Origin of the sequence: Sphingomonas endophytica (assembly GCF_001476895.1) — a bacterium.
Taxonomy (GTDB): domain Bacteria; phylum Pseudomonadota; class Alphaproteobacteria; order Sphingomonadales; family Sphingomonadaceae; genus Sphingomonas; species Sphingomonas endophytica_A.
This window is the reverse complement of the sequence record NZ_LDTB01000008.1, coordinates 74,212-100,894: the sequence shown is the minus strand read 5'-3', so window position 1 is coordinate 100,894 and position 26,683 is coordinate 74,212. Positions and strand designations below refer to the sequence as shown.

The window sequence follows — 26,683 nt, the reverse complement described above, 5'->3', positions numbered from 1 at the left end:
GTCGGCGGGTCGGCTATCGTTCGCGCGTCGCCGCGAACTTCACCCTCGGGTAGCGATCCTGGACGTAGCCGACTTCCCACGCGCTCTTGGCGAGGAAGACCGGGTTGCCGTCACGATCCTTGGCCATGGCGGCGCGGTTCAGGTCGGTAAAATTCTTCAGCTCCGCCGGGTCCTCCGCCGAAACCCAGCGCGCCGTGTCGAACGGCGCGGGCTCCAGCCCAGCGGCGACCTTATACTCCGCATCGAGGCGCGATAGCAGCACGTCGAGTTGGAGTTGCCCGACGACGCCGATGATCCAGTTGCTGCCGATCTCGGGATAGAACACCTGCGTCACGCCTTCCTCGGCCATGTCGTCCAGCGCCTTGCGCAGCTGTTTGGTCTTGGTCGGATCCTTCAGCGCGACACGCCGCAGGATTTCGGGGGCGAAGTTCGGCAGCCCGGTGAAACGCACGTCGGCCTTTTCCGACAGCGTGTCGCCGACGCGCAGCGTGCCGTGGTTGGGGATGCCGATGATGTCACCCGGATACGCCTCGTCCGCGACCTCGCGGTTCTGCGCGAAGAACAGGATCGGCGAATGGACCGCGATCGGCTTGCCATGCCCCGTCGGCGTCAGCTTCATGCCGCGCTTGAACGTGCCCGAACACAACCGCATGAACGCGATCCGGTCACGATGCTGCGGGTCCATGTTCGCCTGCACCTTGAAGACGAAGCCGGTGACTTCCTTCTCCTCCGGCGCGACCGGTGCCGGCTCGGCGGGCTGCGGACGCGGCGGGGGGGCATAGTCGCTGAGCGCCGCGATCAGGTCGGCGGGGCCGAAGTCCTTGAGCGCCGAACCGAAATAGACCGGGGTGAGGTCGCCGTTGCGATAGGCCTCGGCATCGAAGGCGGCATAGCCGGCCTGCGCCAGCTCGATCTCCTCGGCGATCTCGGCGGGCAGCGTCGGTGCATCCTCGACCTTGCCCTGAAACGTGCGACTGTCGCCCTCGGGGCGCGCGATGCGGTTCGTGTCGAGGTTCAGGATGCCCTCGAACGTGCCGCCCATCCCGACCGGCCACGTCATCGGGCAGACGTCGAGCGCCAGCATGTCGGCGATCTCGTCGAGCAGCTCGAAAGTCGGCCGCCCCTCGCGATCGACCTTGTTGACGAAGGTGATGATCGGGACCGAGCGCAGGCGGCAGACCTCGAACAGCTTGCGGGTCTGCGCCTCGATGCCGCGCGCGGCGTCGATGACCATGATCGCCGAATCGACGGCGGTCAGCGTGCGATAGGTGTCCTCGCTGAAATCCTCGTGCCCCGGCGTGTCGAGCAGGTTGAAGGTCACGCCGCCGCTCTCGAAGGTCATGACGCTGGACGTCACCGAGATGCCGCGCTGCTGCTCGATCTTCATCCAGTCGGAGCGCGCGCGGCGGTTGGCCCCGCGCGCCTTCACCTCGCCCGCCAGATGGATCGCGCCGCCGAAGTACAGCAGCTTTTCGGTCAGGGTCGTCTTGCCCGCGTCGGGGTGGGAAATGATCGCGAAGGTACGGCGGGGGGAGGTCATCGGCGGTCCAATATGGCGGGCGGGCGGCAGTGGCGCGCGATTAGCAGGATGGGGGGCGCAAAGACAGAGGCGGGGATCGGCGGGCAGCGGAAGCGCCTGCGCGTTCGCAGCCGCACGCGGGCGCGGGCGCGGTTCGGGTCCGTCATGCCGGCCCTGTTCGGGCGTCCACGGCACCGCGGACGCACACCTCACTGGTCGTGAGGAAACAAGACGACCAGAACAGGTTCGGCACGACGCGCTGGATGAGGCAGGAGACGTGCGTTTCGCGGATGTCCCAAAGATCTCCGGCTCGGCCTTCCCCCCGCGACAGCACAAACCGATGCGGTCGCGGCACGGCGGATGCCGGAACGTTCATCGCGGTCGCCGCCACGCGAATGGGCGGGGAGCGGCGCTTCCGAACGCAAAAGCGGCCCGCCCGACATCTGCCGGGCGGGCCGCCTTCGTATGCGGGAAGTGAGGTCTTAGCTGCCCGACTCGAGGTTCACCGCGGCATATTTGCCACGACGATCGACCTCGATTTCGAAGCTCAGACGATCGCCCTCGTTCAGCGTCGGCATGCCGGCACGCTCGACCGCCGAGATGTGCACAAACGCATCCGGCTGACCATCGTCGCGCTGGATGAAGCCGAAGCCCTTCATCGCGTTGAAGAACTTGACGGTGCCCGTCGCCTTCTCGCCGGTCAGCTGACGCTGCGGGCCACCCGCACCGCCGGCGCCGCCGCGCGGGCCGCGATCGTTGCCGCCGAAGCCGCCGTCGCGCGGAGCACGCTCCTGCACCGCCATCGGCTCGCCATCGATCTTCAGATCGGTCGCCGAGACGCGACCGCCGCGATCGACCAGCGTGAAGCCGAGCGGCTGGCCTTCGGCCAGACCCGACAGGCCCGCCTGCTCGACGGCCGAGATGTGCACGAACACGTCCTCGCCGCCATCGTCACGGACGATGAAGCCGAAGCCCTTCTGACCGTTGAAGAACTTGACCACACCGGTGCCTTCGCCGACGACCTGCGGGGGCATGCCGCCACCGCCACCGAAGCCGCGACCACCGCCGCCGCCGCCACCACCGAAGCCACGACCACCGCCGCCACCACCGAAACCGCCGCCGCCGAAGCCGCCGCCACCACCGCCAAAGCCGCGACCGCCGCCGAAGCCACCGCCGCGATCCTCGAAGCCGCCACCGAAGCCGCCGCCGCCGAAGCCGCCGCCGAAATCGTCACCGCCACCGAAACTGTCGCGCTTGTCGCGCCCACGCCCGCCGCGCGCACCGCGGCCGCCCTTGTCGTAACCCATAACCCTGTTCGTCTTCCCGGTCCGCCCGAACACTCTCATCAGGGCCACGCGCAGGACGGCGAACGCGGCTCCCCGGACGCAGGTCCTACTGCGCCTCAGAGCCTGTCATAGACCATCTTGCGCCATCCTGCGAATCGTTTTGCCAAACTTTTCCGCATCGACCGCCGCAGTGTCGTATTGTTGCCACGTTTCGTCGTAACGCGCCCCGCGACCAAGGAAGCGATTGAGCCGCACGAGTCCCACCGCTACAGGCCGGACATGGCTGTATATCTGCATGAGGAAGACCTGCCGGGCGACGTGTTCGCTCCCGGCGCCGCGATCGCGGTCGACACCGAAACCATGGGGCTGATCACCCCGCGCGACCGGCTGTGCCTCGTGCAGCTCTCGGACGGCGGCGGGGACGAGCATCTGGTGCGCTTCTCGCCGGGCAGCGACTATGCCGCGCCGGTGCTGAAGAGCGTGCTGGCCGATCCCGCTCGCCTGAAGCTCTATCATTTCGGCCGGTTCGATATCGCGGCGATCCGTCACTATCTGAACGTCGTGGCGGCGCCCGTCTATTGCACCAAGACCGCGTCGCGGCTGGTGCGGACCTACACCGACCGCCACGGGCTGAAGGAACTGGTGCGCGAATTGCTGGGTCAGGACATCTCGAAGCAGCAGCAGTCGTCCGACTGGGGCGGCCCGGTGCTGAGCGACGCGCAGCGCGATTACGCCGCGTCGGACGTGCGCTTCCTGCACCGGCTGAAGGACGAACTGGACCGGCGGCTGGCGCGCGAGGGGCGCACCGCGCTCGCGCAGGCCTGCTTCGACTTCCTGCCCGCCCGCGCCGAGCTGGATCTCGCGGGATGGCCAGAGGTGGACATCTTCGCGCATGTCTGACGTCGCGCTGCGCGTCCGGTCCGAACGGCAACGCTGGGCGCAGCCCGGCGGACGGCATGATCGCATCATCGCGACCGCGAACCGCGCCCTGCCCGTATCGATCGGCGTGCTGTTCGCGTTCCTGGTGATGGCGCCGCTGACGATGGGCGGCGACGCGTCGTTCGTGCTCGACAAGAACCGCGTCGAGGTCGCCAAGGAGCGGATGAAGCTCCAGCAGGCGCGCTATCGCGGGACGGATGCCAAGGGGCAGCCGTTCGAGCTCGACGCCGGCTCCGCGCTGCAGAAGAGCTCCGCCGAACCGGTGGTGCGGATCGCCGACATGGCGGCCGCGATCCGCCTGTCCGACGGTCCGGCGACGCTGACCGCGCCGACGGCGCGCTACGACATGGATACCGAGCGGGTCGACGTGAACGGCCCGATCAAGGTGCGCGGACCCGACGACTATACGCTCGACACCAGCAACGCGGTCGTCGATCTGAAGAGCCGCCAGCTGCAATCGACCGGCGAAGCGACCGGCACCGTGCGCCAGGGCACGTTCCGCGGCGACCGGATGCGCGCCGACCTGGAAGCACGCACCGTCACGCTCGACGGCAATGCGCGCTTGCGGTTCAACCCCAGACGATAGAGAAGCGCCCGCATGTCGCGCCTTGCCGCCGCCCCTGCCCTGCTGTTGCTGCTCGCCGCCCCGCTGGCGGCGCAGACGCGTCACGATACCAGTGCTCCGATCGATTTCGGCGCCGATCATATCGAATTGCAGGATCGCGCCAATCGCGCGGTGCTGTCGGGCAACGTCAAGGTACGGCAGGGCGAAATGACGCTGACGGCGCAGCGCATGACCGTCGCCTATACGGGTCAGGTGATCAACGGCAATCCGCAGGTATCGCGGCTCGACGCCGCCGGCGGGGTCACCGTTACGCGGCCGGACCAGACAGCGCGCAGCCAGTTCGCGGTGTACGATCTCAACCGCCGCGTCATCACGATGCTGGGATCGGTGCGGCTGACCCAGGGCGGCAACACGATCAACGGCGGGCGACTGACCATCAATCTGGACACCGGCCGGGCGATCATCGACGGATCGTCGGTGGCTGGCGGCGGCAGCGGGTCGGCGGGCAATGTGACGCAGGCGCCGAACGGGCGCGTGACCGGCACCTTCTCGGTGCCCAAGCGCAACTGATCGCGCGGGAACCTCGGGCAACGGCGTCGAACGGGGGTTCACCTCCGCGCCCGCTTCATGCATGAACCCTGCCAATCCCGCTGACATTGGCGAAGCGGCAACCCCGTTCCGAAAGGGCGAAGGACGATGGACAGCATGACCAGCCCGCTCGATCGCAACGCGCTGGACCGGGTCGCCCCGATCCACGAGGCGCCGGTCGGCAGCGGGCTGCAGGTCGTGTCGATCGCCAAAAGCTATGACAAGCGGGTCGTGCTGACCGACGTGTCGGTGTCGGTCGGGCGCGGCGAGGTGATCGGGCTGCTGGGGCCGAACGGCGCGGGCAAGACGACGTGCTTCTATTCGGTGATGGGGCTGGTGAAGCCCGATTCGGGCCGGATCATGCTGGACGGCGACGATATCACCGGCCTGCCGATGTACCGGCGCGCGATCCTGGGGCTGGGGTACCTGCCGCAGGAAACGTCGATCTTCCGCGGGCTGACGATCGAGAAGAACATCCTGACCGTCCTCGAACTGGCCGAGCCGGATGCGGCGGCGCGCACCGAGAAGCTGGAGCGGCTGCTCGACGAATTCGGCCTGACGCGGCTGCGGGACGCGCCGGCGATGGCGCTGTCGGGGGGCGAGCGGCGCCGGGCGGAGATCGCGCGCGCGCTGGCGGCCGATCCCTCGATCATGCTGCTGGACGAACCGTTCGCGGGCATCGACCCGATCTCGATCGCCGACATCCGCAACCTGGTGTGCCAGTTGAAGGAGCGCGGGATCGGCGTGCTGATCACCGACCACAATGTCCGCGAGACGCTCGATATCGTCGATCGCGCCTACATCATCTATGACGGCAAGGTGCTGTTCACCGGCAGCCCGGAAGAGCTGGTGCGCGACGAGAACGTCCGCCGGCTCTATCTGGGCGAGGATTTCGCGCTGTAGATCATGGTAGCGGCGACGCGCCCTCGCCCCTCCCCGTCGCCGCTGCGCAGGCAGGGGCCCATGTCTCTAGCGTCGGCAAGGCCGCTCGACACGGAGCGGTCGGTGCATGACCACGGCGACCGGGGGCTGGCTGCATCGGGCCGCCCACTGGATCGGGCGGCATGAGCCTCGCCCCGCGCCTCGACCTGCGTCAGTCGCAATCGCTGGTGATGACACCGCAGTTGCAGCAGGCGATCAAGCTGCTGGCGCTGAGCAATCTCGAGATCGAAGGCGTCATCGCCGAGGAGCTGGAGCGGAACCCGCTGCTCGAGTCGAGCGGACCGGCCGACGACGCGCCCGACGCCGCGCCGCCGGAGACGCCGACCCGCGACGAACCGGCCGGCGCCGACGAACTGGTGATGGCGGGCGAGGCGACCGGCGAGTCGCTGGACGTCGATATCGCCGCCGAGCGCTTCGACGATTCGCCGTCCGACCATAGCGGCCTGTCTTCCGCCGCCGCCCCGGCCGGCACCGGATCGGGCGAGGCCGTGGATTTCGATTCCTTCGCCGATACCAGCGAGAGCCTGGCCGACGTGCTGCTGGCGCAGGCGGGCGCCGCGTTCGACGAGGCGGACCTGTTCATCGCCCGCGCGCTGATCGACCAGATCGACGAGGCCGGATATCTGCGCGCCGACATCGCCGATATCGCGCGGCGGCTGGGGGTGGAACTGGCGCGGGTCCAGGCGGTGCTGGCAATGATCCAGCGGTTCGAGCCGAGCGGCGTCGGCGCACGCGACCTGGCCGAATGCCTCGCGATCCAGGCGCGCGAGGCCGATCGTTACGACCCGTGCATGGCGCGGCTGCTCGATCATCTCGACCTGCTGGCGCGCGGCGACCTGACCCGGCTGAAGCGGCTGTGCCAGGTCGATGACGAGGATATGGCCGACATGATCCGCGAACTGCGCGGCTATGATCCCAAGCCCGGTTGCCGTTATGGCGGCGAGGCGCCCGCCCCGGTGATCCCCGATCTGTCGGTGACGCGCGCGCGCAAGGGCTGGGCGATCGAACTGAATGCCGCCACGCTGCCGCGCGTGCTGGTCAACAAGGGTTATTACAGCGAACTGTCGGACGGGGCGCAGGACAAGGCGGGCAAGGCATGGCTGGCCGAGAAGCTGGCCAGTGCCAACTGGCTGGTGAAGGCATTGGACCAGCGGCAGCGAACGATCGTCCGCGTCGCGACCGAGATCGTGCGGCAACAGGAGGCATTCTTCCTGCGCGGCGTCGCGCATCTGCGCCCCCTGACGCTGAGACAGGTCGCCGAGGCGATCGACCTGCACGAATCGACCGTCAGCCGCGTCACCAGCAACAAGTATCTGAGTTGCGCGCGCGGGGTGTTCGAGCTGAAATATTTCTTCACCTCGGCGATCGCGGCGGCGGACGGCGGTGATGCGGTGTCGGCGGAGGCGGTGAAGAGCGCGATCCGCGCGCTGATCGCGGGCGAGGGCGATAAGATCCTGTCCGACGATACGTTGGTCGAGCAACTGAACGCCAAGGGCTTCGACATCGCGCGTCGGACGGTGGCGAAGTATCGCGAGTCGATGGGGATCGGCAGTTCGGTGCAACGGCGACGCGCGCGGGCGCTGGCGGGAGGGTAGGCGGCGATCTCCCCGCCGGCATCCCGGCGTCACGGACCATCGCCAAGGCTCTTCCGTCATCCCGCACCTGTTCCGGCATCGACCGTGCCGCACAGCTATGTGCCGCTGAGTGTGCGGGCCGGTGGACCACGGAACAGGTCAGGGGTGACGACGACGGATCAGGAATTACCGCCGGTCCGTATCCCCCTCGGCATCACGCAAGTCCCTGCCCGCCCGCTCCAGCTCGGCGCCGGCCCGGTCGCGCGCGCGGTCACCGTGGCGGCGCACCTCCGATTCCAGCCGGTCGGACGCTTCCCCGATCCGGTCGGCGGCGCGATCCAGATGCCGCGCGGCCACGTCATCGACGCGATTGGCGAGTGTGTCGGTCAGGTGATCGACGCTCTGCACGACATTGTCGGACGCGCGCTCGACATCGGCGGCGATCGCATTGCCGGTCCGCTCGGCATGATCCTCGACGCGATCCGAACAGGCGGCGAGCGCCAGTGCGGCGAGCGGGACGATCAGGGCGGGTGTCTTCATCGGCGATTCTCCTCGGTCGTTCGCCCCGATCAATTCGCAACCGCGCCGCTTTGTTGCGTCACGCGGTCGTTCCACCGCGCAGCGCTTGGCCGATCAGCGTGAAGAACGCCTGGCTGCCCGGGCTGGAATCGACATCCCATTCCGGGTGCCATTGCACCGCCAGAACGTCCGCGCCGCACGGTCGCGCGGCGATCGCCTCGATCACGCCGTCGTCGCTTGCCAGCGCCTCGACATGCAGCCCGCCGCCGAGCCGGTCGATCGCCTGTTCGTGGACCGAGCGCACGGACAGCCGCCGCGCGCCGGTCGCGCGCGCCAGCACGCCGCCATCGGTCAATCGCACGTCGTGGCGATGATCGAACAACGCGGCATAATCGCCATCGTCCCAGCCGCCGCGCAGGTGCCGGCCGCAGCACCGCTCGCCCGACAGCGTGCCGCCGAACAACACGTTCAGTTCCTGCAGCCCCCGGCAGATACCGAAGACCGGTTTGCCCGCCTCGATCATCGCATCGGCCAGCGTCAGCGCCACTTCGTCGCGGTCGTGATCGAGCGCGCCGCCGCCGCAGTCGCTGGACGCGCCATAGCGGGTCGGCGCGACATTGGAGCGCGATCCGGTCAGCAGCAGCCCGTCGAGCTGGCAGGCCAGCAGCCGCGCGTCGCATGCCTCCGGAATCGCGGGCACCAGCAGGACGCAGGCGTCCGACACCCGCGCCAGCGGCGCGACGAAGCGACTGGCGGCGACCTGGACGGGGCGCTGCGCCACCTCGTTGCAGCACAAGACGCCGATCAGCGGCTTGCGGGCGCGCGCCTCACCCATCGTGGCGGCGCCAGTCCACCGCGTCATGCAGCACGCGCGCCTCGGGCTGGACGACGGTGTGCCCGGCCGGCACGTCGTCCAGCAACCAGACGTTGCCGCCGATCATCGCGCCGCGGCCGATCGTCACCCGCCCCAGGATCGTCGCCCCGGCATAGATCACGACATCATCCTCGACGATCGGGTGCCGCGCATAGCGTTCGCGCGGGCGGTCGCCGCCATCGGCCAGCGGGGTGCGCGCGCCGAGCGTGACATGCTGGTAGAGCCGGACGCGCGCGCCGATGATCGCGGTCTCGCCGATCACCACGCCGGTGCCATGGTCGATGAAGAAATGCCCGCCGATCGTCGCGCCGGGATGGATGTCCACCCCGGTGCGCTCGTTGGCGATTTCAGAGATCAGCCGGGCGACGATCGGCGCCCCCAGCTCGTACAGCGGATGCGCGATGCGGTGATGAAGGCTGGCGATCGCGCCGGGATAGCACAGCAGGATCTCGTCGGTGCTGCGCGCGGCGGGATCACCCAGGAAGGCGGCCTCGACATCGCTGTCGATCAGGCGGCGGATCTCGCCCAGCCCGGCGACGAACAGCCGGACGATCGTCGCCGCCTGGTCGGCGTCGAACGCGCCGCTGCGCGCTTCGGCCTGCCAATATCCCAGTTCCGCCGCGACCTCACGCTCCAGCTCGGTGGCGGCGGCGAGCAGCTTGGCGGCAACGAAATGATCCTCCTCGGCGGGACTGCCACGAAAATGGCCCAGCCGGCGCGGGAACAGGGCGGCGGCGAGCAGGTCGATGATCCGCTCGACCGCGCGTAGCGACGGGAAGCTGGCCGGATCGCGCGTCGCATCCTGCCGCGCGCGCCAATCGTCGCGGGCCGAACGCAGCGCGGCGACCGCCGACGCGATCGGCGACCCCGCCGCATCCCCCGCCCCGCTCCATCCGTTGCCGCCATCGCCCATGAGCCGTCCTTTCGCTGGCTCTTATACTCCATCGAAGCGGTAGGTGTTCAAAGAACGACCTTACCCGCCCCAAGGGAAAACGAGGGCATAAGCGTCTGGACGTCAAGACTCGGTAAACGGTCCGATAACCGTACCGACGAAACCGGTTGCGCGCTGCGTGCTGAGAAAACGAGTGTCGAGATCGGCCTTCAACGTCCGCGTACGACCGGCGGCGGTATAGTCGAAGCCCATCGTCCCGCCATCGGCACGGATGGTCAGTGTGACGGGCTGGCGCGGATCGACCGGCGCGGTCGCGACCAGCGTGTCCGTGTCGGCCGTGTCGCGCGTCCACAGCGCCACGACCGGCCTTCCGCTGACCCGCGTCACCCCGAATAGCAACAGCGAGCGATCGTTCTGCACCGCGGCCAGCCCGGCGCGCGCACCGTCCCTGGCCGGCACGTAGCGCATCGTCGCCGATACCGTCGCGATATGGTGCTGCTGCCGGCGCCCGACGAACGAGGGCACGCCGTTCAGGTCACCGAACCGCGCGCCGGGGTGGAGCGTCAACGTGCCCTTCGCGACCGAGTAGAAGGACTGCTTCGGCGTGCGGATCCCGATCCACTGCATCGCTAGCCGGTCGCCACTGAAGCGATCGACATAGCCGAAGTCGCCGCTGGTCGGCAGCGCGGGGCGTGGATCGACGGGCAGGTCCGGCCGGGCGACGGCGAACGGGATCGGCCTGCCCTGTTCCAGGATATGCGGCCAGCCGCCTCGCCACGTGACCGGCAGCAGGAAGGTCTCGCGCCCGATATTGTAGAGCCCGTCCGCATACGGTCGTGTCGCCAGGAAGGTCGCCCACCAGTCGCCCTTCTGCGTCTGCACCAGCGTGGCATGTCCGGCCGACGTGACCGGATGCGCGCGATCGGCGGGCAGGTTGCGCTGGGTCAGGATCGGATTGCCCGCATAGGGCACGAACGGCCCGCGCAAGGCGTCGGATCGAAACACGACCTGCGAGTGATTGTCGCCGGTCCCGCCCTCGGCGGCGGTAAGATAATAACGGCCGTCCTTCTTCAGGATGTGCGGCCCCTCGATCCACACCGGCTTCGTCGCGATGTCCACGCCGCCGTTGATGAGCTGCGTGCTGTCCCCCACCATCTTGCCGGTGCGCCAGTCATATTCCTGCACCCAGATCGCGCGGTGCCCGTCGTAGCGCGGCGTCTCGTTCGGCGCACGATTGTTGACGATCCAGGCACGGTCGCCCTCCCAGTAGATCGAAGGATCGATCCCCTCGAACGGCAGCCAGTTCGGCTTCGACCACGGCCCGGCCGGGTTCCGTGCGGTGATGACGAAATTGCCGCCGCATTCGACGCAGGTGTTGACGATGTAAAAGGTGCCGTCGTGATAGGAGATGTCCGGCGCGAACACCGCCTGCGACACGCGCCGTCCGGTGAAATCGAGCTGGTCGGGGCGGTCGATCGCGTTGCCGATCTGCACCCAGTTCACCAGATCCCGGGACCGGAACACCGGCAGGCCGGGAAAATGCGCAAAGGAGGAATTGACGAGATAATAATCGTCGCCGACCCGCGTCACCGACGGATCGGGATAATAGCCGGACAGGATCGGATTGCGGTATTCGCCCGCCTTGACCGCCACCCGCTCCTGCGCGCGGCCATCGTACCGAAAGTTCTCGAACCGCGCGACCTGCGCACCCGCGGACGCCGCCGCCGCCGCCGCCGCCGCCGCCGCCGCCATGACGATCACGCGCGCCACCGCCTTGCCATACCGCATCCCGGCCATGTCCCTCTCCCGATTGCGTCCCGGCACTGCCGCCGGCGTGTGGCGGCAGTGTATCCGGTAGCGCTATCATCGCAAGGCCGATCGACGGCACGCAGCTGATTAATCGAATATCAGCAAGGATTTGTCATGGGTGAGCTACACCCGGCTCGCGCGGACGCCCTAGATACCGGGTTCCAACGGTCGCACCGGCCGTCCACCGCCACCGGCCAGGAGCTTCCCGATGACCTCACGCGCCCTTTCGGCCTGGTTCGCCCTCGGATGCTCGCTTCTTGCGGTCCTCGTCGCGGTCGATCGGCCGCACTGGTTCGGCCTGTCGCCGCACCCCGCCGCCGCCACCGAACGTGCCGCCCCGCGCGCCGCCGCGCCCGGACGTCGCTCCGCACCATGGCTCATCCGGCGCGCGAACGCCGCGACCCGCTGACGATCGCGAGGCGCGAATCCCGCCGCCCGCGTTTCCGACAGGATCTGCGAAAACCGATCCCGCAGGATCGATCGCGACATGCTCAGCGATGCAAAAAGTGGATGCCCGACAAGGATTCGAACCTTGATTGACGGAGTCAGAGTCCGCTCTCTTACCATTAGAGGATCGGGCAACGAGAGGTGGTGCCTCTAGAAGCATGTCCGCGCCGTGTCAACGCCTGCCTTGCCCGGCCAATACCAAGTGTGTAGCTTGGGTGCCAAGCACCGGGGGATCGCAGGGGCGATCCCGGTCCGGCAGATATAAGAAAGTTGACGGCAATGGTGGATTATCCCGCCCAATTGCCGCGCCGGCAGGCCGATTCGCCTGCCCGTTCGGCACGACCCCAGCCGCGCCATATGCGCGGCGCGGCGCGGCATTATGCCGCGCTGGACCTTGGCACCAACAATTGCCGGCTGCTGATCGCCCGGCCGCAGGGCGACGGCTTCGCGGTGGTCGACGCTTTTTCCCGAATCGTCCGGCTGGGCGAAGGACTGGCGCATAGCGGCGCGCTGTCGGATGCCGCGATCGAACGCACGATCGCCGCGCTGCGCGTGTGTGCCGACAAATTGAAGCGCCGCAACGTCACGCTGGCGCGATCGGTTGCGACCGAGGCATGCCGCCGCGCGAGCAACGGCGCGGCGTTCATTGCGCGCGTGCTGGAAGAGACCGGCATCCACCTCGACATCATCTCCGCCGAGGAGGAGGCGCGGCTGGCGGTGCTCGGCTGTCATGCGCTGCTGGAGCCCGGCACCGGCCCGGCCTTGGTGTTCGACATTGGCGGCGGATCGACCGAGCTGGTGCTGGTCGATGCCGACACGACCGTGCCGCGGGTCCGCGACTGGCACAGCGCGCCGTGGGGCGTGGTGTCGCTGACCGAAAGCGCAGGCGGCGGCGGCACCGTGCAGGAGCGCGCCCGGGCCTATAAGAGGATGCGCGCGCTGGTGACGGAAAGCTTCGCGCCGTTCGCCGCGCGCCTGCCGCGTCCGGCCGGCACGCCGCGCCTGCTCGGCACGTCGGGAACCGTGACGACACTGGCCAGCGTCCATCTGGGGCTGGAGCGCTATGACCGCGCGCAGGTCGACGGGCTGATCGCGCCCGCTGCGGCGATGCGTCGGATCAGCCAGGAACTGGCGGGCATGTCGATCACGGAACGGGCCAAATTGCCGTGCATCGGGCGCGAGCGCGCCGATCTGGTCGTCGCGGGGTGTGCGATCCTGGAGGGCATTCTCGATCTGTGGCCCGCCGAGCGGCTGGGCGTCGCCGATCGCGGTATCCGCGAGGGCATATTGCGGCGCCTGATGGAGACGGGGGCATGAGGGGGGCAGGAGTCGGGCGGCAGCGGGTCAAGACCGCCAAGCGCCGCACTGCGCAATCGACGCGCTGGCTGGAGCGGCAGCTCAACGATCCTTATGTCCGCCGCGCCAAGGCCGAGGGTTATCGCAGCCGCGCCGCCTTCAAGCTGACCGAGCTGGACGAACGCTTCGGATTGCTGAAGGGCGTGAAGCGCGTGGTCGATCTCGGCATTGCGCCGGGCGGGTGGAGCCAGGTCGTGCGCCGCGTCGCGCCGAATGCGGCGATCGTCGGGATCGACCTGCTGCCGGTCGATCCGATCGACGGCGTGACGATCTTCGAGATGGATTTCATGGACGATGCCGCGCCGGGCAAGCTGATGGAGGCCCTGGGCGGTGCGCCCGATCTGGTGATGTCGGACATGGCGGCGAACACGGTCGGGCATCCGCAGACCGATGCGCTGCGGACCATGGCGCTGGTCGAAACCGCGCTGGCGTTCGCGATCGACGTGCTGCGGCCGGGCGGCACGTTCGTGTCCAAGGTGTTCGCCGGTGGCGCGGATTCGGCGCTGGTGGCGGAGATGAAGCGCAATTTCGCGACCGTGAAACATGCCAAGCCGCCGTCGAGCCGCAAGGGTTCGGTCGAGTGGTTCGTCGTGGCGCAGGGGTTCAAGGGGCGGGCTGCGCCGGTCGGCGAGGAATAGCGAGCGCTTACCTATGCTGTCGCCCCGGCGGAGGCCGGGGCCCGGTTGGGAGACGTCACCGCATGGCAATGTGAGGCCCGCAACTGGACCCCGGCCTGCGCCGGGGTGACGGTTATGGGTGAGGGCCGCGTCAGGCCTTCTTCGTGGCGATATAGGCGTCGACCTGCTCTTCCAACACGTCGAGCGGGAGCGCCCCCTGCCCCAGCACGACCTCATGGAAGTCGCGGATATCGAACTTGGGCCCCAGCGCGCCTTCGGCCTTCCGCCGCAGCTCGGCGATCTTCAACTGCCCGACCATGTAGCTGGTCGCCTGTCCCGGCCAGTTGAAATAGCGATCGACCTCCCGCGAAATGTCGGTGTCGCTGACCGAGCTGTTGGCGCGGAAATAACCCACCGCCTGTTCGCGGGTCCATTTCTTCGAATGGATGCCGGTGTCCAGCACCAGCCGGATCGCCCGCCACACCTGGTTCGAGAGCATCCCGAACTCGGCATAGGGATCGGTATAGGCTCCCATCTCCTTCGCCAGCCGCTCGCTGTACAGCCCCCAGCCCTCGACATAGGCGCCATAGCCGCCGAGCGTGCGGAAGCGCGGCAGCCCTTCCAGCTCCATCGCGCGCGCGATCTGGAAATGGTGGCCGGGCGCCGCCTCGTGCGCGGCGATCGCGTCGAGCTGGATCTTCTGCGTCTGGTTCATGTCGACCAGGTTGACGTAAAAGATGCCAGGCCTCGACCCGTCCGGCGCGGGGCGGTTGTAGAAGGCGGTCGAGGCGGTCGCCTCCCGCCATTTCTCGACCGCGCGCACCTCCAGCTTCGCCTTGGGAAGCCGCAGGAAGAAGCGCGGGGCGGCGGTCATCATCTGCCCGACGAACGCGCGCGCGTCGTTCAGATACGCCTCGCGCCCCGCCTCGGTGTTCGGATATTTGAAGCGCGGGTCGATGCGGACGACATCGAAGAATTGTTCGAGCGTGCCGTTGAATCCGACGCGCGTCTTCACCGCCTCCATTTCCTGCCGGATCGCCGCGACCTGCCGCAGGCCGAGGTCGTGGATCTGGTCGGCGGTCAGATCGGTCGTCGTCGAATCCCGCAGCCGCACCGCATAATAGTCGGCGCCCTGCGGCAGCTTCCACACGCCGAAATTTCCGGTCGATTGCGGCTCGATCGCATCCAGCGTCGCGAACATCAGGTCGTAGCCGCGCTTCATCGGCCCGGTCATCGCCGCTGCCGCCGCCGCGAGAAGCCGCTGCCTGTCGGCATCCGACGTCTTCAGCGTCGTCACCTTCTTGCGAAAGTCTGCCATCAGCGCCGAATCGGCCCCCGCCGTGAACGGCGCGCCGGTCAGCACCTTGCGTGCATCGCCGCGCACGGGCGCGTACACCATTTTGGGCGGGACGATACCCATCCGGGCCTGCTCGCGCATCAGCGCGGCGGTTTCGCGCATCACCCGCTCCGAATCATGGATGCGCGCGACATAGGCATCGGCGTCCGCCACGCTGTCGATACGGTGGTTGTTGATGAGGAACGCCGGTACGTCGCCCATCGGGCTGCCGTTGGTCGATACCGGGTAACGCCATTTGCGGAAGCGGAAGCTGTCCCGCGCGCGTTCGACCTGCTGCTCGAACAGGCGATAGCTCAGCCTGCCGCTCGCCCCCAGTTTCGCCGGCGAGAAGCTGGCGCGCATCTCGCGCAACTGCCGTTCGGACAGGTCCCGCGCGCGGATCGCGGCGGCGTCGGTTTCGTCGTCGAGCTTGTCGTAGTTGGTCTTCAGCCCGAGGCTGGTCTGCGCCTCCGGGCTCAGCGCAACGCGCGCGTCGAACGCGCGATCGAGGAAGGCGGTCAGCCGCGCATCCTCCGCCGCCGCCGGAGCGGCGGCCCGCGTTGCCGGCGCCTGGGCGGCGACGGTGGCGGGTACGGCGAGTGCGAGCAACAGCGCGCGCATCAGTTCGGCCCTCCCTGCCCTGCGGCCGGTGCCGCCGACGTCGACGGCGGCACCGGTGGCGTATCGGATCGCGCGACCGACAGCGCGCGGTCGTACCAGGCCGACAGGTCGCGCTTCATCGTCACCAGCGCCTCCGGGTTCAGATAGGTCATATGCCCCGCCGGATAGTAAGTGAAGGTCAGGTTCCGCTGCTGCGTCGGCTCCAGCATCATATGGCCGAGATCGTTCTCGGTCCCGAAGAACGGCGTGGCCATGTCGTACCAGCCGTTCATCGACAGCACCTGCAGGTACGGATTGCCGCGCATCGCCGCCGCCAGATCGATCGCGGTGTTCGGATTGTTCTGCTGCCCGCCACCGCGCAGCGGCGAATCGTGCTTCCAGTTCCAGGTCCAGCCTTTCGCATCGCGCGCCGACAGGCGGTACGGCATGTCGGTCTTGTAGCCGAGCGTATGGGTCGCATAATCGTTGAACGTCGCGATGAACGCGCCGGAGATCGCATCCGACGACACGTCGCTTTCCGGCCGCTCGCCCGCCGCGTCGCTGTCGACCCCGACGTAGCGCGAGTCGAACCGCCCGACCGTCTGGCGGGTGCCGCGCAGCAACTCCTTCTGGAAACGGGCAAGATCGACGCGCAGATTGCTGCGGATCAGGAAGTCCGGCGACAGGCCGGTCAGCTCACTCATCCGCCGCGCGACCGTATCGCGTTCTTCGGCCGAGATGTTCTGCCCCTTGGCCAGCGCCGACATATACGGGCCGACCGCGAATTCGCGCGCCTGCTGCACGACGGTCGCGACGTCCGCCGGGCGGTTGGGCAGGCGATTGTGATACCAGGCGGTCGCGGCATAGCTGGGCAGATAGTTCAGATACACCTGATCGAGCCCCGGCTGGCGATAGCCGTAGTTCATGATCGAGCTGAGCAGCACCACGCCGTTCAGCGCCATGCCGCGATCCTGCAACTGATAGGCGAGCGCCCCCGACCGCAGCGTGCCATAGCTTTCGCCGAACAGGAATTTCGGCGAGTTCCAGCGTCCGAACTTGGTCGAATAGCGGATGATCGCCTTGGCGAAGGCATCCGCATCCTCGTCGGTGCCGTAGAAGTCGGACGGCTTGGAGTCGCCGAGCGGCCGCGAATAGCCTGCGCCGATCGCGTCCAGGAACACCATATCGGTCTTGTCGAGCAACGTGTAGGGATTCGGGCCGAAATCATAGGGCGCGGGTCGGATGAACTCCGGGCTGCCGGTCTGGAGCCGCATCGGCGCGAACGACCCCATGTGCAGCCAGAAGGTCGGGCTGCCCGGCCCGCCGTTGTAGAAATAGGTGATCGGGCGCTTCGTCCCAGGCTTCGTCCCGTCGAGCGTATAGGCGGTGTAGAACATCGAGGCGGTCGGCTTGCCCTCGATATCGCGGATCGTCAGCGTGCCCGCCGTGGCCGTATAGGGCAGCCGCTTGCCCGCGACCGTCACCGCGCCCTTCGACGTCTCGGCGCGTTCCTCGACCGGCGCATTGGCGGTCGCGGCGTCGGCCTCTTCCTTCTGTACCTCGGCATTGTTCCTGGCGGGCCGTTTGTCCCCCGCCTTGTCCTGCGCCTGCGCCGGCATCGTCGCGGCGGCGAGCAGGAGGGCGGCATATCCGAAGCGCATCAGGCGATCCCCTTTTCTGTCAGGGGGATGGTGTAGTCGTCGCGAACGAAACGATGCAAGCGGCCTTACCGTCGTGCCGCCACTTCACCGTCATTCCCGCGCGGGCGGGAATGACGGCGGGGTCAATCGTCCTCATCCTCGAATCCCACCAGCGCCAGCGCCCGCGCGCGGATCTGGCGCGTCATGCACCAATGAACGAGCGCCTCTTCCCGCCCGTGCGTCACCCACACCTCGCGCGGGGAAATCTCGGTCAGCGTCGCGGTCAGCTCGTCCCAGTCGGCATGGTCGGACAGGATCAGCGGCAGTTCGACGTTCTTCTGCCGCGCGCGCTGCCGCACCCGCATCCAGCCGCTGGCCATCGCGGTGATCGGGTCGGGCAGTCGGCGCGACCAGCGATCGTTGAGCGCGGAGGGCGGGCACATCACGACATGCCCGGCCATCTCCGCCTTCGCGACGCCGGTCGCCGGGCGCAGTTCACCCAGCCGCACGCCATGGTCGGCATAAAGGTCGCACAAGCGCTGCAACGCGCCATGGATATAGATCGGCGCCTCGTGCCCGCGCTCGCGCAGTTCGGCGATCACCCGCTGCGCCTTGCCCAGCGCATAGGCGCCGACGACGATGCAGCGATCGGGGTTGGCGTGGAGCCGCGCGATCAGCTTGTCGATCTCGTCGCCGGTGTCGGGATGGCGAAAGACGGGCAGCCCGAACGTCGCCTCGGTGATGAAGACGTCGCATTTGACCGGCTGGAACGGCGTACAGGTCGGGTCGGGGCGGCGCTTGTAATCGCCCGACACCACGATCCGCTCGCCGCGATAGTCGAGCACGATCTGCGCCGAACCCAGCACATGACCAGCCGGGACATAACCGACCTCGACCTCCCCCAGCCGCACGCTTGCGCCATAGGCGACCGGGCGCGCCTCCTGCCGGCCATAGCGGGCATCCATGATCGCCAGCGTCTCCGGCGTCGCCCAGACCGCGCCATGGCCGCCGCGCGCGTGGTCGGCGTGACCGTGCGTCACCAGCGCCTTCGCGACCGGAATCGATGGATCGACCCACGCATCGGCGGGACGGACGTAAATTCCATGCGGATGCGGTTCCAGCCAGTCGCCCAAAGTGCCGTCGCGCGTCGCCATGCCGCCATCAACCGGCCACGCGGATCGAAGTTCATCGCGCCTTCGTTGACGATGCGCTACGGCCGCTCGGCGCGAACCGACGAGGCGACCCGCGACCTGTGTTTCCCTCAGCGTGCGAGATCGCGGCGAAAGCCCGCTGCCGCCAAACCGGGCGTCATCCCCCCATCCGCAATCCGTTGATGTCGCGGGGACGTGGCCGCCGCCGACGCGGGGATGACGCCGCGCCCGCCGCTTCCTACATCCCCGTCATGCACGTCCGGACCCGCGATTGATCCCCCTCCCCGCCGTCCTCGGCGACTGGTTCGCGCGGCGTGGCTGGCAGCCGCGCGGGCATCAGCTGGCGATGCTGGACGAAGCGCGCGCCGGGCGTCACGCACTGCTGATCGCTGCCACCGGCGCCGGCAAGACGCTGGCCGGGTTCCTGCCCACGCTCGCCGAACTGATCGAGGCGCCGAGTGACGGCCTCCACACGCTCTACGTCTCGCCGCTGAAGGCGCTGGCGGTCGATATCCAGCGCAACCTGCTCGGCCCGGTCGCGGAAATGGGCGTCGACCTGCGTGTCGAGACGCGCACCGGCGACACGCCCTCCGACCGCAAGGCACGCCAGCGGGTGAAGCCGCCGCAGATCCTGCTCACCACCCCGGAATCGCTGTCGCTGCTGCTCAGCTATCCCGACAGCTTCACGATGTTCGCGAACCTGAAGACGATCGTCGTCGATGAGGTGCACGCCTTCGCGACCGGCAAGCGCGGCGACCTGCTCAATCTCTGCATGGCGCGGCTCCAGCGGATCGCGCCCGATCTGCGCCGCGTCGCGCTGTCGGCGACGGTCGCCGACCCGGACGGCTATCGCGCGTGGCTGGCGCCGGATGGCGATATCGACACCGTGTCGCTGGTCCATGGCGATTCCGGGGTGGACCCGAATGTCGCGATCCTGCTGCCGGAGGATCGCGTGCCGTGGGCGGGGCATTCGGGGCGCTACGCCGCCGAACAGGTGATGGCGGAGATCGCCGCGCATCGCACCTCGATCGTCTTCTGCAACACCCGCAGCCTTGCCGAGCTGATCTTCCAGGACCTCTGGAAGGCGAACACCGGACAATTGCCGATCGGAATCCACCACGGCAGCCTTGAAAAGGAAGCGCGCCGCAAGGTCGAGGGCGCGATGGCCGAGGGGCGGCTGCGCGCCTTGGTCGCCACCGCCAGCCTCGATCTCGGCGTCGACTGGGGCGATGTCGATTGCGTGATCCAGATGGGCGCGCCCAAGGGATCGTCGCGGTTGCTCCAGCGGATCGGGCGGTCGAACCACCGGCTGGATCAGGCCAGCGAGGCGATCCTCGTGCCGGGCAACCGCTTCGAATATCTCGAGGCGCGGGCGGCGCTCGATGCGGTCGAGGCGGGCGAACTGGACGCCGACGTATTCCGCATGGGCGCGCTCGACGTGCTGGCGCAGCATGTCATGGCGTGCGCCTGCGCCGCGCCGTTCGATCAGGCGGCGATGCTCGACGAGGTGCGCTCGGCCCTGCCCTATTCGGCGCTGACCGATGAATTGTTCGAGCGCGTGCTCGGCTTCATCCGCGACGGCGGCTACAGCCTGCGCGCCTACGACCGCTTCAAGAGGCTGACGCAGGACGCGGATGGCCTGTGGCGGGTCAGCCACCCGAAGTTCGTCGCGCAGCACCGGCTGAACGCCGGGATCATCGTCGAGGCGACGATGCTGAAGGTCCGCTTCCGCAACGGCCGCGCGCTGGGCAAGGTGGAGGAGGGCTTCGCCGCGACGCTCAGCCACGGCGACACCTTCTTCTTTGCCGGCATGAGTCTCGAGGTCGAGAAGATCGACACCGAGGATTTGATCGTCCGCGCCAGCAGCCGCCCGGCGCGCATCCCGACCTATGGCGGCAGCCGGATGCCGCTGTCGACCAATCTGGCGAACCGCGTGCGGCGCTTCCTCGACACGCCCGCCGAATGGCACCGCTTTCCCGACGATGTGCGCGAATGGCTGGAGATCCAGCAGCGCCGCTCGACGCTGCCGCATCCTGACCAGTTGCTGGTCGAGACCTTCCCGCGCGAAGGGCGGCATTACATGGTCGCCTACAGCTTCGAGGGGTGGAACGCGCACCAGTCGCTGGGAATGCTGGTGACGAAGCGGATGGAGACGCTGGGGCTCAAGCCGCTCGGCTTCGTCGCCAACGATTATGCGATCGCCTGCTACGGGCTGGAGAAGGTCGTGGACCCGGCGGCCCTGTTCAGCGCCGATATCCTCGAACATGAGTTCGTCGAATGGGTGGAACGCTCGCATCTTCTCAAGCGCGCGTTTCGCGAGGTGGCGGTGATCGGCGGGCTGGTCGAGCGCCAGCATCCCGGCAAGCGCAAGACCGGGCGGCAGGTGACGTTCTCGACCGACCTGATCTACGACGTGCTGCGTCAGTACGAACCCGGCCATGTGCTGCTGCAGGCCGCCTGGGCGGATGCGCGCGCGCGGATGACCGACGTCGGGCGGCTCGCCGACCTGCTGGAGCGCGCCGCCGACACGATGGTGCATGTCGATCTGCCGCGCGTCACCCCGCTGGCGGTGCCGGTGCTGACGCTGATCGGACGCGAGAAGGTTGCGACCGGCAGCGCCGACGACGCGCTGCTGATCGAGGCCGAGGCGCTGGCGGCGGAGGCGATGCGGGTCGATTAATCGCGCTGGCGTCGCGCGCGGGCGCGGCGTAACCTGCGGCGATGGAGAGGCTTTTCGCGCTGTTGCTGGCGTGTGCCGCGTTGCCTGCCGCCGCGCAGGAGGCAACGCCGCCCGCTGCGCCCGCCCCTGCCCCCGCTAGCGACGATCTGGCCTTTCTCGACCATGAGGACCGCATGACCGTCCCGGTACGGATCGCCGGTGCCGGGCCGTTCGCCTTCATCATCGATACCGGGGCGCAGCGAAGCGTCATCTCGCGCCAGCTCGCCGCGCGGCTGGGTCTGCCGCCCGGCCCGCGCGTGCGGTTGACCGCGATCACCGGCACCAGCGCGGTGGGAACGGTGATCGTCCCTTCGCTGTCGGTCAGTTCGCTGGGCGCGCGGCGGGTCGAGGCGCCCGCGCTGGAGGCGCAGAATCTCGGCGCGCTCGGCATCCTCGGCATCGACACGATGCAGGATCACGCGCTGACGATCGACTTCGACCGGCAACGCATGACCGTCACCCCGGCGGTGGGCCACAAGCCGCCGCGCACCGAACCGGGTGAGATCGTGGTGCGCGCGCGCAGCCTGTTCGGGCAACTGGTCGTCACCAACGCCACCGTCGCCGGCCGGCGGGTGCGCGTCGTGCTCGACACCGGCACCAGCGTCAGCCTCGGCAACCTCGCGCTGCGCCGCCTGCTCAGCCGGCGCAAGGCGGGCGAGCCGGCGATCTTCACCAGCGTGCTGGGGGACCAGATCACGACCGAGTTCGCGCTGGTGCCCGGCATGACACTGGGCAGCGCAACGATCCATTCGCTGCCGGTCGCCTTCGCCGATGCGCCGCCGTTCAAGGCGTTCGGGCTGGAAGGGAAACCCGCGCTGCTTCTCGGCATGGACGCGCTGCGACTGTTCCGGCGGGTGCAGATCGATTTCGCGCGGCGCGAGTTGCGGTTGCTCTTGCCGAAGGATGCGCGGCGGGCGGCGGCGTTCTAGGTGTCGTTCGCGCAGAGGCGCGGAGGCGCAGAGAGGTGGTGTACGTGGCGATCGGGAGACAGATCATCGGCCGCAATCCTGTCTCCCGACCGCCGAGCGCGCGTCCTCTCTGCGCCTCTGCGCCTCTGCGCGAACAAAATATCGCCTCCATGATTGCGCCCCCATCACTTCGCTGCGAACGGTGATCGCAATGACGGAGAGGATAGGGATGCATAAGGCAGCGCTCGCAGCAGCAATGATGACCACGCTGGGCGCATCGCCGGCAGCCGCGCAGGCCCGCCCGGACCAGAAAGCGTTCTTCGATCTCTACAAGGAGATGGTGGAAACCAACACGGTCGTGAACGTCGGCAGCTGCACCCAGGCCGCGGCGCAGGTCGGCGCCCGCCTGAAGGCCGCAGGGTTCGCCGACGGCGACATCACCTATTTCTCGGTCCCCGATCACCCCAGGGACGGCGGCATCGTCGCGGTGCTGAAGGGCAGCGATCCGGCGGCGAAGCCGATCCTGCTGCTCGGCCACCTCGACGTCGTCGCCGCCAAGCGCGAGGACTGGGCGCGCGATCCCTTCACGCTGGTCGAGGAAGGCGGCTATTATTACGCGCGCGGCGCGGTCGACGACAAGGCGATGTCCGCGATCTGGGCCGACGCGATGGTGCGCTTCCGCCAGCAGGGCTATCGCCCCAAGCGCACGATCAAGCTGGCGCTGACGTGCGGCGAGGAGACGACCTTCGCCTTCAACGGCGCGCAATGGCTGGCGCAGCATCGCCCCGACCTGATCGCCGCCGACTTTGCGCTGAACGAGGGTGGCGGCGGCCGGCTCGACACGAACGGCAAGCGGCAGTTGCTGGCGGTGCAGGTCGGCGAGAAGGCCGCGCAGAATTTCACCTTCGTCGCGACCAATCCCGGCGGCCACAGCTCCGCGCCCACGCCCGACAATGCGATCTACGAGCTCGCCGACGCGATCAAGGCGGTGCAGGGATATGAATTCCCGATCCGCTTCACCGACACCACGCGCGCGTATTTCAGTGCCAGCGCATCGCGGATGGGCGGCGATGTCGGCGGTGCGATCACGCGGCTGCTCGCCGATCCGGCCGACAAGGCGGCGGATGCGATCGTCAGCCGCGACAAGGTGATGCACTCGACGCTGCGCACCACCTGCGTGGCGACGCTGGTGAATGCCGGCCATGCGGAAAACGCGCTGCCCCAGCGCGCGACGGCGAACGTCAACTGCCGCATCTTCCCCGGGGAGACGGTCGACGGCACGCTGGCGACGCTGAAGAAGCTGGCCGGGCCGAAGGTGACGGTGACCGCCAACCAGCCGATCCGCCCGACCGCCGTGCCCCCGGCGCTCGACCCCAAGGTGATCGAGCCGATGCGGCAGGTCGCCGCCAGGCACTTTCCCGGCCTGCCGCTCCTGCCGATGATGTCGACGGGGGCGACCGACGGCGTGTTCCTGGAGGCGATCGGCATCCCGGTATATGGCGTGCCGGGCACGTTCATCGATCCCGCGACCAGCGGGGTGCACGGGCTGAACGAGCGGATCGGGGTCAAGAACCTGTATGATGCGCGTGATTACCTGTTCGATCTGGTGAAGGCCTATGCCGGCTGACCGATCGTTACACCCCCACGCATTGATCGCCTGATCGCACTGGGGCATGGCGAGCGGCATGGTTCCCGTTCCGTTCGCCGCATTGCACTTTGCCGGGCATGACTGGTGCGCGCTACCGCAGGGCGCGCTGTTCTGGCCGGCGCGGGGCGCCTTGCTGGTCGCGGATCTGCATCTGGAGAAAGCGAGCTGGTTCGCGGGGCGTGGGCAGATGCTGCCGCCCTATGATTCGATCGCGACGCTGACCGAACTCGCGGCGCTGGTCGAGGCGACCGGCGCGCGGGAAGTGTGGTGCCTGGGCGACAGCTTCCACGACATCGCCGGGTGTGAGCGCCTGCCGGAGGCGGCACGCACGCTGCTGACACGCCTGACCGCGCAAACGCAATGGACGTGGATCACCGGCAACCACGATCGCGACTACATCGACCGCTGCGGGGGATCGGTCGCGGACGAGATGGTCGTCGACGGCGTCGTCCTCCGCCACGAAGCGCTGCCGAATGAACCCCGCCCGGAAATGTCGGGCCATTTTCACCCGAAGCTGCGGGTGCGGGTGCGCGGCAAGTTGGTGGCGCGCCGCTGTTTCGTGGCGACCGCGACGAAGCTGATCTTCCCGGCGTTCGGCGCGCTCACCGGCGGACTGGACGTGACGCATCCCGACATCGTGCGTGCGACCGGCGGCAAGGCGGAGGCGCTGGTCGCGGTCGCGGATCGGCTGTTGCGCTTCCCGCTGGCGGCGTGACGCGACCACTTTGCCACACCGACGCCTTGTCTCGGAAGGCTGGCGCCCCCCTGATGCTGCGAAACCGATGCTTCTCCGAAACTGGCGGAGCCGGTCAGCCGGTCACGAACCCCACCACCGCCTCGGCATGGACGGCGGTCGTATCGAACAACGGCACCGGCGAATCGGCCTGCCCGACCAGCAGCATGATCTCGGTACAGCCGAGGATGATCGCCTCTGCCCCCTGCTCGACAAGCCGTGCGATCACCCCCGCATAACGGGCCCTCGATTCGGCCCGGATCAACCCGCGCACCAGCTCGTCATAGATGATGCGATGCACGTCGGCTCGATCGTCGTCGCCGGGGATCAGCACATCGAGCCCGAAGCGCGCCGCCAATCGCTCACGATAGAATGGCTGCTCCATCGTGAAGGCCGTACCCAGCAATCCGACACGTCGATATCCGCCGGCGACGATCGCCGCACCTGTCGCATCGGCGATGTGCAGCAAGGGGCGCGGCTGCGCGCGCTCGATCGCATCGGCGACCTTGTGCATCGTGTTGGTGCACAGCACGATCGCCTCCGCGCCGGCATCCGCCAGCGTGCGGGCCGCCGTCGCCATCCGCTCGCCCAGCGCGTCCCAGTCGCCGTCATGCTGAAGCGCGGCGATCTCCGCGAAGTCGACCGACAGCAGCAGCAGCGGCGCGGAATGCGCGCCCCCGGCCGCCGCCCGCACGCCCTGATTGATGAGCCGGTAGTAATGCGCCGAGCTTTCCCAGCTCATCCCGCCGATCAGCCCGACCGTTCGCATCAGACGGTGGTCCCCATCAGCAACTTGGGCAGATCGCCACTCTCGCCCCGCGCCTCCGCCATGAAGCGGTCCTTGAGCGGCGGGAAGCGATCGACCGCCGAGATGCCGAAGCGCCGCACCGCGCTGGCCGCCTTGCCCGGAATGCCGAACAGCCGTGTCAGCGTATCGGTGGCGGCGGCGACCATGAACGTGTCGAGCCCGCGCCACCCCTCATAGCGCTTGAGCAATTGCGCATCGCCCGCGTCGAGCCCCAGGCGACGCCCCTCGACCAGCACCTCGACCAACGCCGCGACGTCGCGATAGCCGAGATTGACCCCCTGCCCCGCGATCGGATGGATACCGTGCGCGGCATCGCCGACCAGCACCAGCCGCGTATCGGTGACGCGCGCCGCGTGATGGAAACCGAGCGGATAGCTGGCGCGCGGGCTCGCGTTCGACAGCGTCCCCAGAAAGCCGCCCATCCGCTTCTCCGCCTCAGCCAGGAAACCGCGATCGCCGAGCTTGAGCATCCCGGCGGCATGTTCGCTCGCCACCGTCCAGACGATCGCCGAGCGATGCCCGGCCTCATCGTCCGGCAGCGGCAGCAGCGCGAACGGCCCCGCCGGATAGAAGATCTCATAGGCCACGTTCTCGTGGCTTCGCTCGTGGTGGAACGCCCCGATGATCGCGGTGTGATCATACTGCCAGCGCGCGACGTTGATCCCGGCGGCGTCGCGCGTCGGCGAGTTGCGCCCCTCGGCCGCGACCAGCAGGTCGGCGGTGACGGTCGCCCCCGAGGACAAGGTCGCACGCACCCCGCCCGCGTCGCGCGTGATCGTGGTCGCGCGCGTCCGCATCCGCAGGTCGCCCCGTGGCGCGGCGGTGGCCGCGTCAAAGAGCGCGCGGCGCAACACCCGATTCTCGTACATCGTCCCCAGCGCCGCATCCTCGGGCGCGGGGGTGAAGTCGAGCTTGCCGAGGGCCAGCCCGTCGCTGACACGGATCTGCCGTATCTCGCACCCCTTGCCGTGCAGCGCGGCGCCGACCCCGATCGCGTCGAGCATCTTGTGGCTGGCGCTGGCGACCGCCGAGGCGCGCCCGTCGAACCCGGCCTCCAGCGTCACCGCCGGGTCGGCGGGATCGACGATGATCGACGAGAGCCCGTGACGATCGAGCGCCACGCCAAGCGCGCTGCCGACCAGCCCGCCACCGAGAATGAGCACATCTGCATGGTCCATATGCCCAGCCCTACCCCCTGCGTGAACGCGTGCCA

The 26,683-nt window shown here is 68.5% G+C and carries 23 protein-coding genes and 1 tRNA gene; 12 read left to right on the top strand and 12 right to left on the bottom strand.

Going from position 1 to position 26,683, the window contains the following annotated elements; genetic code table 11:
* Positions 1-13: 13 nt before the first annotated feature.
* Positions 14-1,540 carry a peptide chain release factor 3 gene (locus NS334_RS03325; protein WP_058754545.1) on the bottom strand — a complete coding sequence of 509 codons (1,527 nt, stop codon included), beginning with the start codon at positions 1,538-1,540 and terminating at the stop codon, positions 14-16.
* Positions 1,541-2,001: 461 nt separating this feature from the next.
* On the bottom strand, positions 2,002-2,826 hold the full coding sequence (locus tag NS334_RS19255; RefSeq protein WP_058754544.1) for a cold-shock protein: 825 nt from the start codon (positions 2,824-2,826) through the stop codon (positions 2,002-2,004).
* Positions 2,827-3,084: 258 nt separating this feature from the next.
* Between NS334_RS19255 and NS334_RS03315 the strand changes: the two genes are divergently transcribed.
* From NS334_RS03315 to rpoN, 5 genes are all read left to right on the top strand, one after another.
* Positions 3,085-3,705, top strand: coding sequence for a ribonuclease D (locus NS334_RS03315; RefSeq protein WP_058754543.1), 621 nt, complete (start codon positions 3,085-3,087; stop codon positions 3,703-3,705).
* The gene (lptC, locus tag NS334_RS03310; RefSeq protein ID WP_058754542.1) at positions 3,698-4,330 is read left to right on the top strand and encodes an LPS export ABC transporter periplasmic protein LptC; all 633 of its coding nucleotides are present in this window, start codon (positions 3,698-3,700) and stop codon (positions 4,328-4,330) included. The genes NS334_RS03315 and lptC overlap by 8 nt, the downstream gene beginning before the upstream one ends.
* A gap of 12 nt (positions 4,331-4,342) precedes the next feature.
* The gene (locus NS334_RS03305) at positions 4,343-4,879 is read left to right on the top strand and encodes an LptA/OstA family protein (protein ID WP_058754541.1); all 537 of its coding nucleotides are present in this window, start codon (positions 4,343-4,345) and stop codon (positions 4,877-4,879) included.
* Between the two features lie 135 nt (positions 4,880-5,014).
* Entirely contained in the window at positions 5,015-5,800 is a 786-nt protein-coding gene (gene lptB, locus NS334_RS03300; protein ID WP_058754636.1) for an LPS export ABC transporter ATP-binding protein, read from the top strand.
* 161 nt (positions 5,801-5,961) lie between these two features.
* The gene (gene rpoN / locus NS334_RS03295; protein WP_058754540.1) at positions 5,962-7,434 is read left to right on the top strand and encodes an RNA polymerase factor sigma-54; all 1,473 of its coding nucleotides are present in this window, start codon (positions 5,962-5,964) and stop codon (positions 7,432-7,434) included.
* A 165-nt stretch (positions 7,435-7,599) separates the two neighbouring features.
* On the opposite strand, the gene NS334_RS03290 is transcribed toward rpoN, so the two are convergent.
* From NS334_RS03290 to NS334_RS03275, 4 genes are all read right to left on the bottom strand, one after another.
* Positions 7,600-7,953 carry a hypothetical protein gene (locus NS334_RS03290; RefSeq protein ID WP_058754539.1) on the bottom strand — a complete coding sequence of 118 codons (354 nt, stop codon included), beginning with the start codon at positions 7,951-7,953 and terminating at the stop codon, positions 7,600-7,602.
* A gap of 58 nt (positions 7,954-8,011) precedes the next feature.
* Positions 8,012-8,794 (bottom strand): gamma-glutamyl-gamma-aminobutyrate hydrolase family protein, encoded by a 783-nt coding sequence (locus NS334_RS03285; protein WP_241491790.1) that lies wholly within the window; start codon positions 8,792-8,794, stop codon positions 8,012-8,014.
* A complete protein-coding gene (gene epsC, locus NS334_RS03280) occupies positions 8,760-9,719 on the bottom strand; it encodes a serine O-acetyltransferase EpsC (RefSeq protein WP_058754537.1) in 960 nt (319 codons plus the stop codon). The genes NS334_RS03285 and epsC overlap by 35 nt, the downstream gene beginning before the upstream one ends.
* Before the next feature lie 102 nt (positions 9,720-9,821).
* On the bottom strand, positions 9,822-11,486 hold the full coding sequence (locus tag NS334_RS03275) for a glycoside hydrolase family 43 protein (protein WP_058754536.1): 1,665 nt from the start codon (positions 11,484-11,486) through the stop codon (positions 9,822-9,824).
* Positions 11,487-11,715: 229 nt separating this feature from the next.
* On the opposite strand from NS334_RS03275, the gene NS334_RS03270 reads away from it, so the two are divergent.
* The gene (locus NS334_RS03270; RefSeq protein ID WP_058754535.1) at positions 11,716-11,916 is read left to right on the top strand and encodes a hypothetical protein; all 201 of its coding nucleotides are present in this window, start codon (positions 11,716-11,718) and stop codon (positions 11,914-11,916) included.
* 98 nt (positions 11,917-12,014) lie between these two features.
* Here NS334_RS03270 and NS334_RS03265 read toward each other — a convergent pair.
* A tRNA-Gln gene (locus NS334_RS03265) sits at positions 12,015-12,088 on the bottom strand.
* A gap of 145 nt (positions 12,089-12,233) precedes the next feature.
* Here NS334_RS03265 and NS334_RS03260 point away from each other — a divergent pair.
* Both NS334_RS03260 and NS334_RS03255 read left to right on the top strand, forming a co-directional pair.
* On the top strand, positions 12,234-13,271 hold the full coding sequence (locus tag NS334_RS03260; RefSeq protein WP_153002572.1) for a Ppx/GppA phosphatase family protein: 1,038 nt from the start codon (positions 12,234-12,236) through the stop codon (positions 13,269-13,271).
* On the top strand, positions 13,268-13,948 hold the full coding sequence (locus tag NS334_RS03255) for an RlmE family RNA methyltransferase (RefSeq protein ID WP_058754534.1): 681 nt from the start codon (positions 13,268-13,270) through the stop codon (positions 13,946-13,948). The genes NS334_RS03260 and NS334_RS03255 overlap by 4 nt, the downstream gene beginning before the upstream one ends.
* A gap of 130 nt (positions 13,949-14,078) precedes the next feature.
* Here NS334_RS03255 and NS334_RS03250 read toward each other — a convergent pair whose 3' ends face one another.
* The 3 genes from NS334_RS03250 to NS334_RS03240 all read right to left on the bottom strand — a co-directional run bounded on the left by NS334_RS03250 (position 14,079) and on the right by NS334_RS03240 (position 18,657).
* Positions 14,079-15,884, bottom strand: coding sequence for a DUF885 domain-containing protein (locus NS334_RS03250; RefSeq protein WP_058754533.1), 1,806 nt, complete (start codon positions 15,882-15,884; stop codon positions 14,079-14,081).
* On the bottom strand, positions 15,884-17,524 hold the full coding sequence (locus tag NS334_RS03245; protein ID WP_058754532.1) for a S10 family peptidase: 1,641 nt from the start codon (positions 17,522-17,524) through the stop codon (positions 15,884-15,886). The genes NS334_RS03250 and NS334_RS03245 overlap by 1 nt, the downstream gene beginning before the upstream one ends.
* 122 nt (positions 17,525-17,646) lie before the next feature.
* Complete coding sequence (locus NS334_RS03240; RefSeq protein WP_058754531.1) at positions 17,647-18,657, bottom strand: ligase-associated DNA damage response exonuclease; 1,011 nt, start codon at positions 18,655-18,657, stop codon at positions 17,647-17,649.
* Between the two features lie 271 nt (positions 18,658-18,928).
* Here NS334_RS03240 and NS334_RS03235 point away from each other — a divergent pair, with 271 nt between their 5' ends.
* The 4 genes from NS334_RS03235 to pdeM all read left to right on the top strand — a co-directional run bounded on the left by NS334_RS03235 (position 18,929) and on the right by pdeM (position 24,644).
* On the top strand, positions 18,929-21,334 hold the full coding sequence (locus tag NS334_RS03235; protein WP_083500232.1) for a ligase-associated DNA damage response DEXH box helicase: 2,406 nt from the start codon (positions 18,929-18,931) through the stop codon (positions 21,332-21,334).
* 41 nt (positions 21,335-21,375) lie between these two features.
* Complete coding sequence (locus NS334_RS03230) at positions 21,376-22,302, top strand: aspartyl protease family protein (protein WP_058754530.1); 927 nt, start codon at positions 21,376-21,378, stop codon at positions 22,300-22,302.
* Positions 22,303-22,510: 208 nt separating this feature from the next.
* Entirely contained in the window at positions 22,511-23,908 is a 1,398-nt protein-coding gene (locus tag NS334_RS03225; RefSeq protein WP_058754529.1) for a M20/M25/M40 family metallo-hydrolase, read from the top strand.
* A 58-nt stretch (positions 23,909-23,966) separates the two neighbouring features.
* Entirely contained in the window at positions 23,967-24,644 is a 678-nt protein-coding gene (gene pdeM, locus NS334_RS03220; RefSeq protein WP_058754633.1) for a ligase-associated DNA damage response endonuclease PdeM, read from the top strand.
* 94 nt (positions 24,645-24,738) lie between these two features.
* On the opposite strand, the gene NS334_RS03215 is transcribed toward pdeM, so the two are convergent.
* Both NS334_RS03215 and NS334_RS03210 read right to left on the bottom strand, forming a co-directional pair.
* A complete protein-coding gene (locus NS334_RS03215; RefSeq protein ID WP_058754528.1) occupies positions 24,739-25,431 on the bottom strand; it encodes an aspartate/glutamate racemase family protein in 693 nt (230 codons plus the stop codon).
* Positions 25,431-26,648 carry a UbiH/UbiF/VisC/COQ6 family ubiquinone biosynthesis hydroxylase gene (locus tag NS334_RS03210; protein WP_058754527.1) on the bottom strand — a complete coding sequence of 406 codons (1,218 nt, stop codon included), beginning with the start codon at positions 26,646-26,648 and terminating at the stop codon, positions 25,431-25,433. Before NS334_RS03210 ends, NS334_RS03215 begins: the two co-directional genes overlap by 1 nt.
* Positions 26,649-26,683 lie beyond the last annotated feature (35 nt).

What these genes read in the sequence shown, in the direction of transcription:
- NS334_RS03325 (WP_058754545.1), bottom strand. Translation starts at nt 1,540, where the DNA reads ATGACCTCCCCCCGCCGTACCTTCGCGATCATTTCCCACCCCGACGCG.
- NS334_RS19255 (WP_058754544.1), bottom strand. Translation starts at nt 2,826, where the DNA reads ATGGGTTACGACAAGGGCGGCCGCGGTGCGCGCGGCGGGCGTGGGCGC.
- NS334_RS03315 (WP_058754543.1), top strand. Translation starts at nt 3,085, where the DNA reads ATGGCTGTATATCTGCATGAGGAAGACCTGCCGGGCGACGTGTTCGCT.
- lptC (WP_058754542.1), top strand. Translation starts at nt 3,698, where the DNA reads ATGTCTGACGTCGCGCTGCGCGTCCGGTCCGAACGGCAACGCTGGGCG.
- NS334_RS03305 (WP_058754541.1), top strand. Translation starts at nt 4,343, where the DNA reads ATGTCGCGCCTTGCCGCCGCCCCTGCCCTGCTGTTGCTGCTCGCCGCC.
- lptB (WP_058754636.1), top strand. Translation starts at nt 5,015, where the DNA reads ATGACCAGCCCGCTCGATCGCAACGCGCTGGACCGGGTCGCCCCGATC.
- rpoN (WP_058754540.1), top strand. Translation starts at nt 5,962, where the DNA reads ATGAGCCTCGCCCCGCGCCTCGACCTGCGTCAGTCGCAATCGCTGGTG.
- NS334_RS03290 (WP_058754539.1), bottom strand. Translation starts at nt 7,953, where the DNA reads ATGAAGACACCCGCCCTGATCGTCCCGCTCGCCGCACTGGCGCTCGCC.
- NS334_RS03285 (WP_241491790.1), bottom strand. Translation starts at nt 8,794, where the DNA reads ATGACGCGGTGGACTGGCGCCGCCACGATGGGTGAGGCGCGCGCCCGC.
- epsC (WP_058754537.1), bottom strand. Translation starts at nt 9,719, where the DNA reads ATGGGCGATGGCGGCAACGGATGGAGCGGGGCGGGGGATGCGGCGGGG.
- NS334_RS03275 (WP_058754536.1), bottom strand. Translation starts at nt 11,486, where the DNA reads ATGCGGTATGGCAAGGCGGTGGCGCGCGTGATCGTCATGGCGGCGGCG.
- NS334_RS03270 (WP_058754535.1), top strand. Translation starts at nt 11,716, where the DNA reads ATGACCTCACGCGCCCTTTCGGCCTGGTTCGCCCTCGGATGCTCGCTT.
- NS334_RS03260 (WP_153002572.1), top strand. Translation starts at nt 12,234, where the DNA reads ATGGTGGATTATCCCGCCCAATTGCCGCGCCGGCAGGCCGATTCGCCT.
- NS334_RS03255 (WP_058754534.1), top strand. Translation starts at nt 13,268, where the DNA reads ATGAGGGGGGCAGGAGTCGGGCGGCAGCGGGTCAAGACCGCCAAGCGC.
- NS334_RS03250 (WP_058754533.1), bottom strand. Translation starts at nt 15,884, where the DNA reads ATGCGCGCGCTGTTGCTCGCACTCGCCGTACCCGCCACCGTCGCCGCC.
- NS334_RS03245 (WP_058754532.1), bottom strand. Translation starts at nt 17,524, where the DNA reads ATGCGCTTCGGATATGCCGCCCTCCTGCTCGCCGCCGCGACGATGCCG.
- NS334_RS03240 (WP_058754531.1), bottom strand. Translation starts at nt 18,657, where the DNA reads ATGGCGACGCGCGACGGCACTTTGGGCGACTGGCTGGAACCGCATCCG.
- NS334_RS03230 (WP_058754530.1), top strand. Translation starts at nt 21,376, where the DNA reads ATGGAGAGGCTTTTCGCGCTGTTGCTGGCGTGTGCCGCGTTGCCTGCC.
- NS334_RS03225 (WP_058754529.1), top strand. Translation starts at nt 22,511, where the DNA reads ATGCATAAGGCAGCGCTCGCAGCAGCAATGATGACCACGCTGGGCGCA.
- pdeM (WP_058754633.1), top strand. Translation starts at nt 23,967, where the DNA reads ATGGTTCCCGTTCCGTTCGCCGCATTGCACTTTGCCGGGCATGACTGG.
- NS334_RS03215 (WP_058754528.1), bottom strand. Translation starts at nt 25,431, where the DNA reads ATGCGAACGGTCGGGCTGATCGGCGGGATGAGCTGGGAAAGCTCGGCG.
- NS334_RS03210 (WP_058754527.1), bottom strand. Translation starts at nt 26,648, where the DNA reads ATGGACCATGCAGATGTGCTCATTCTCGGTGGCGGGCTGGTCGGCAGC.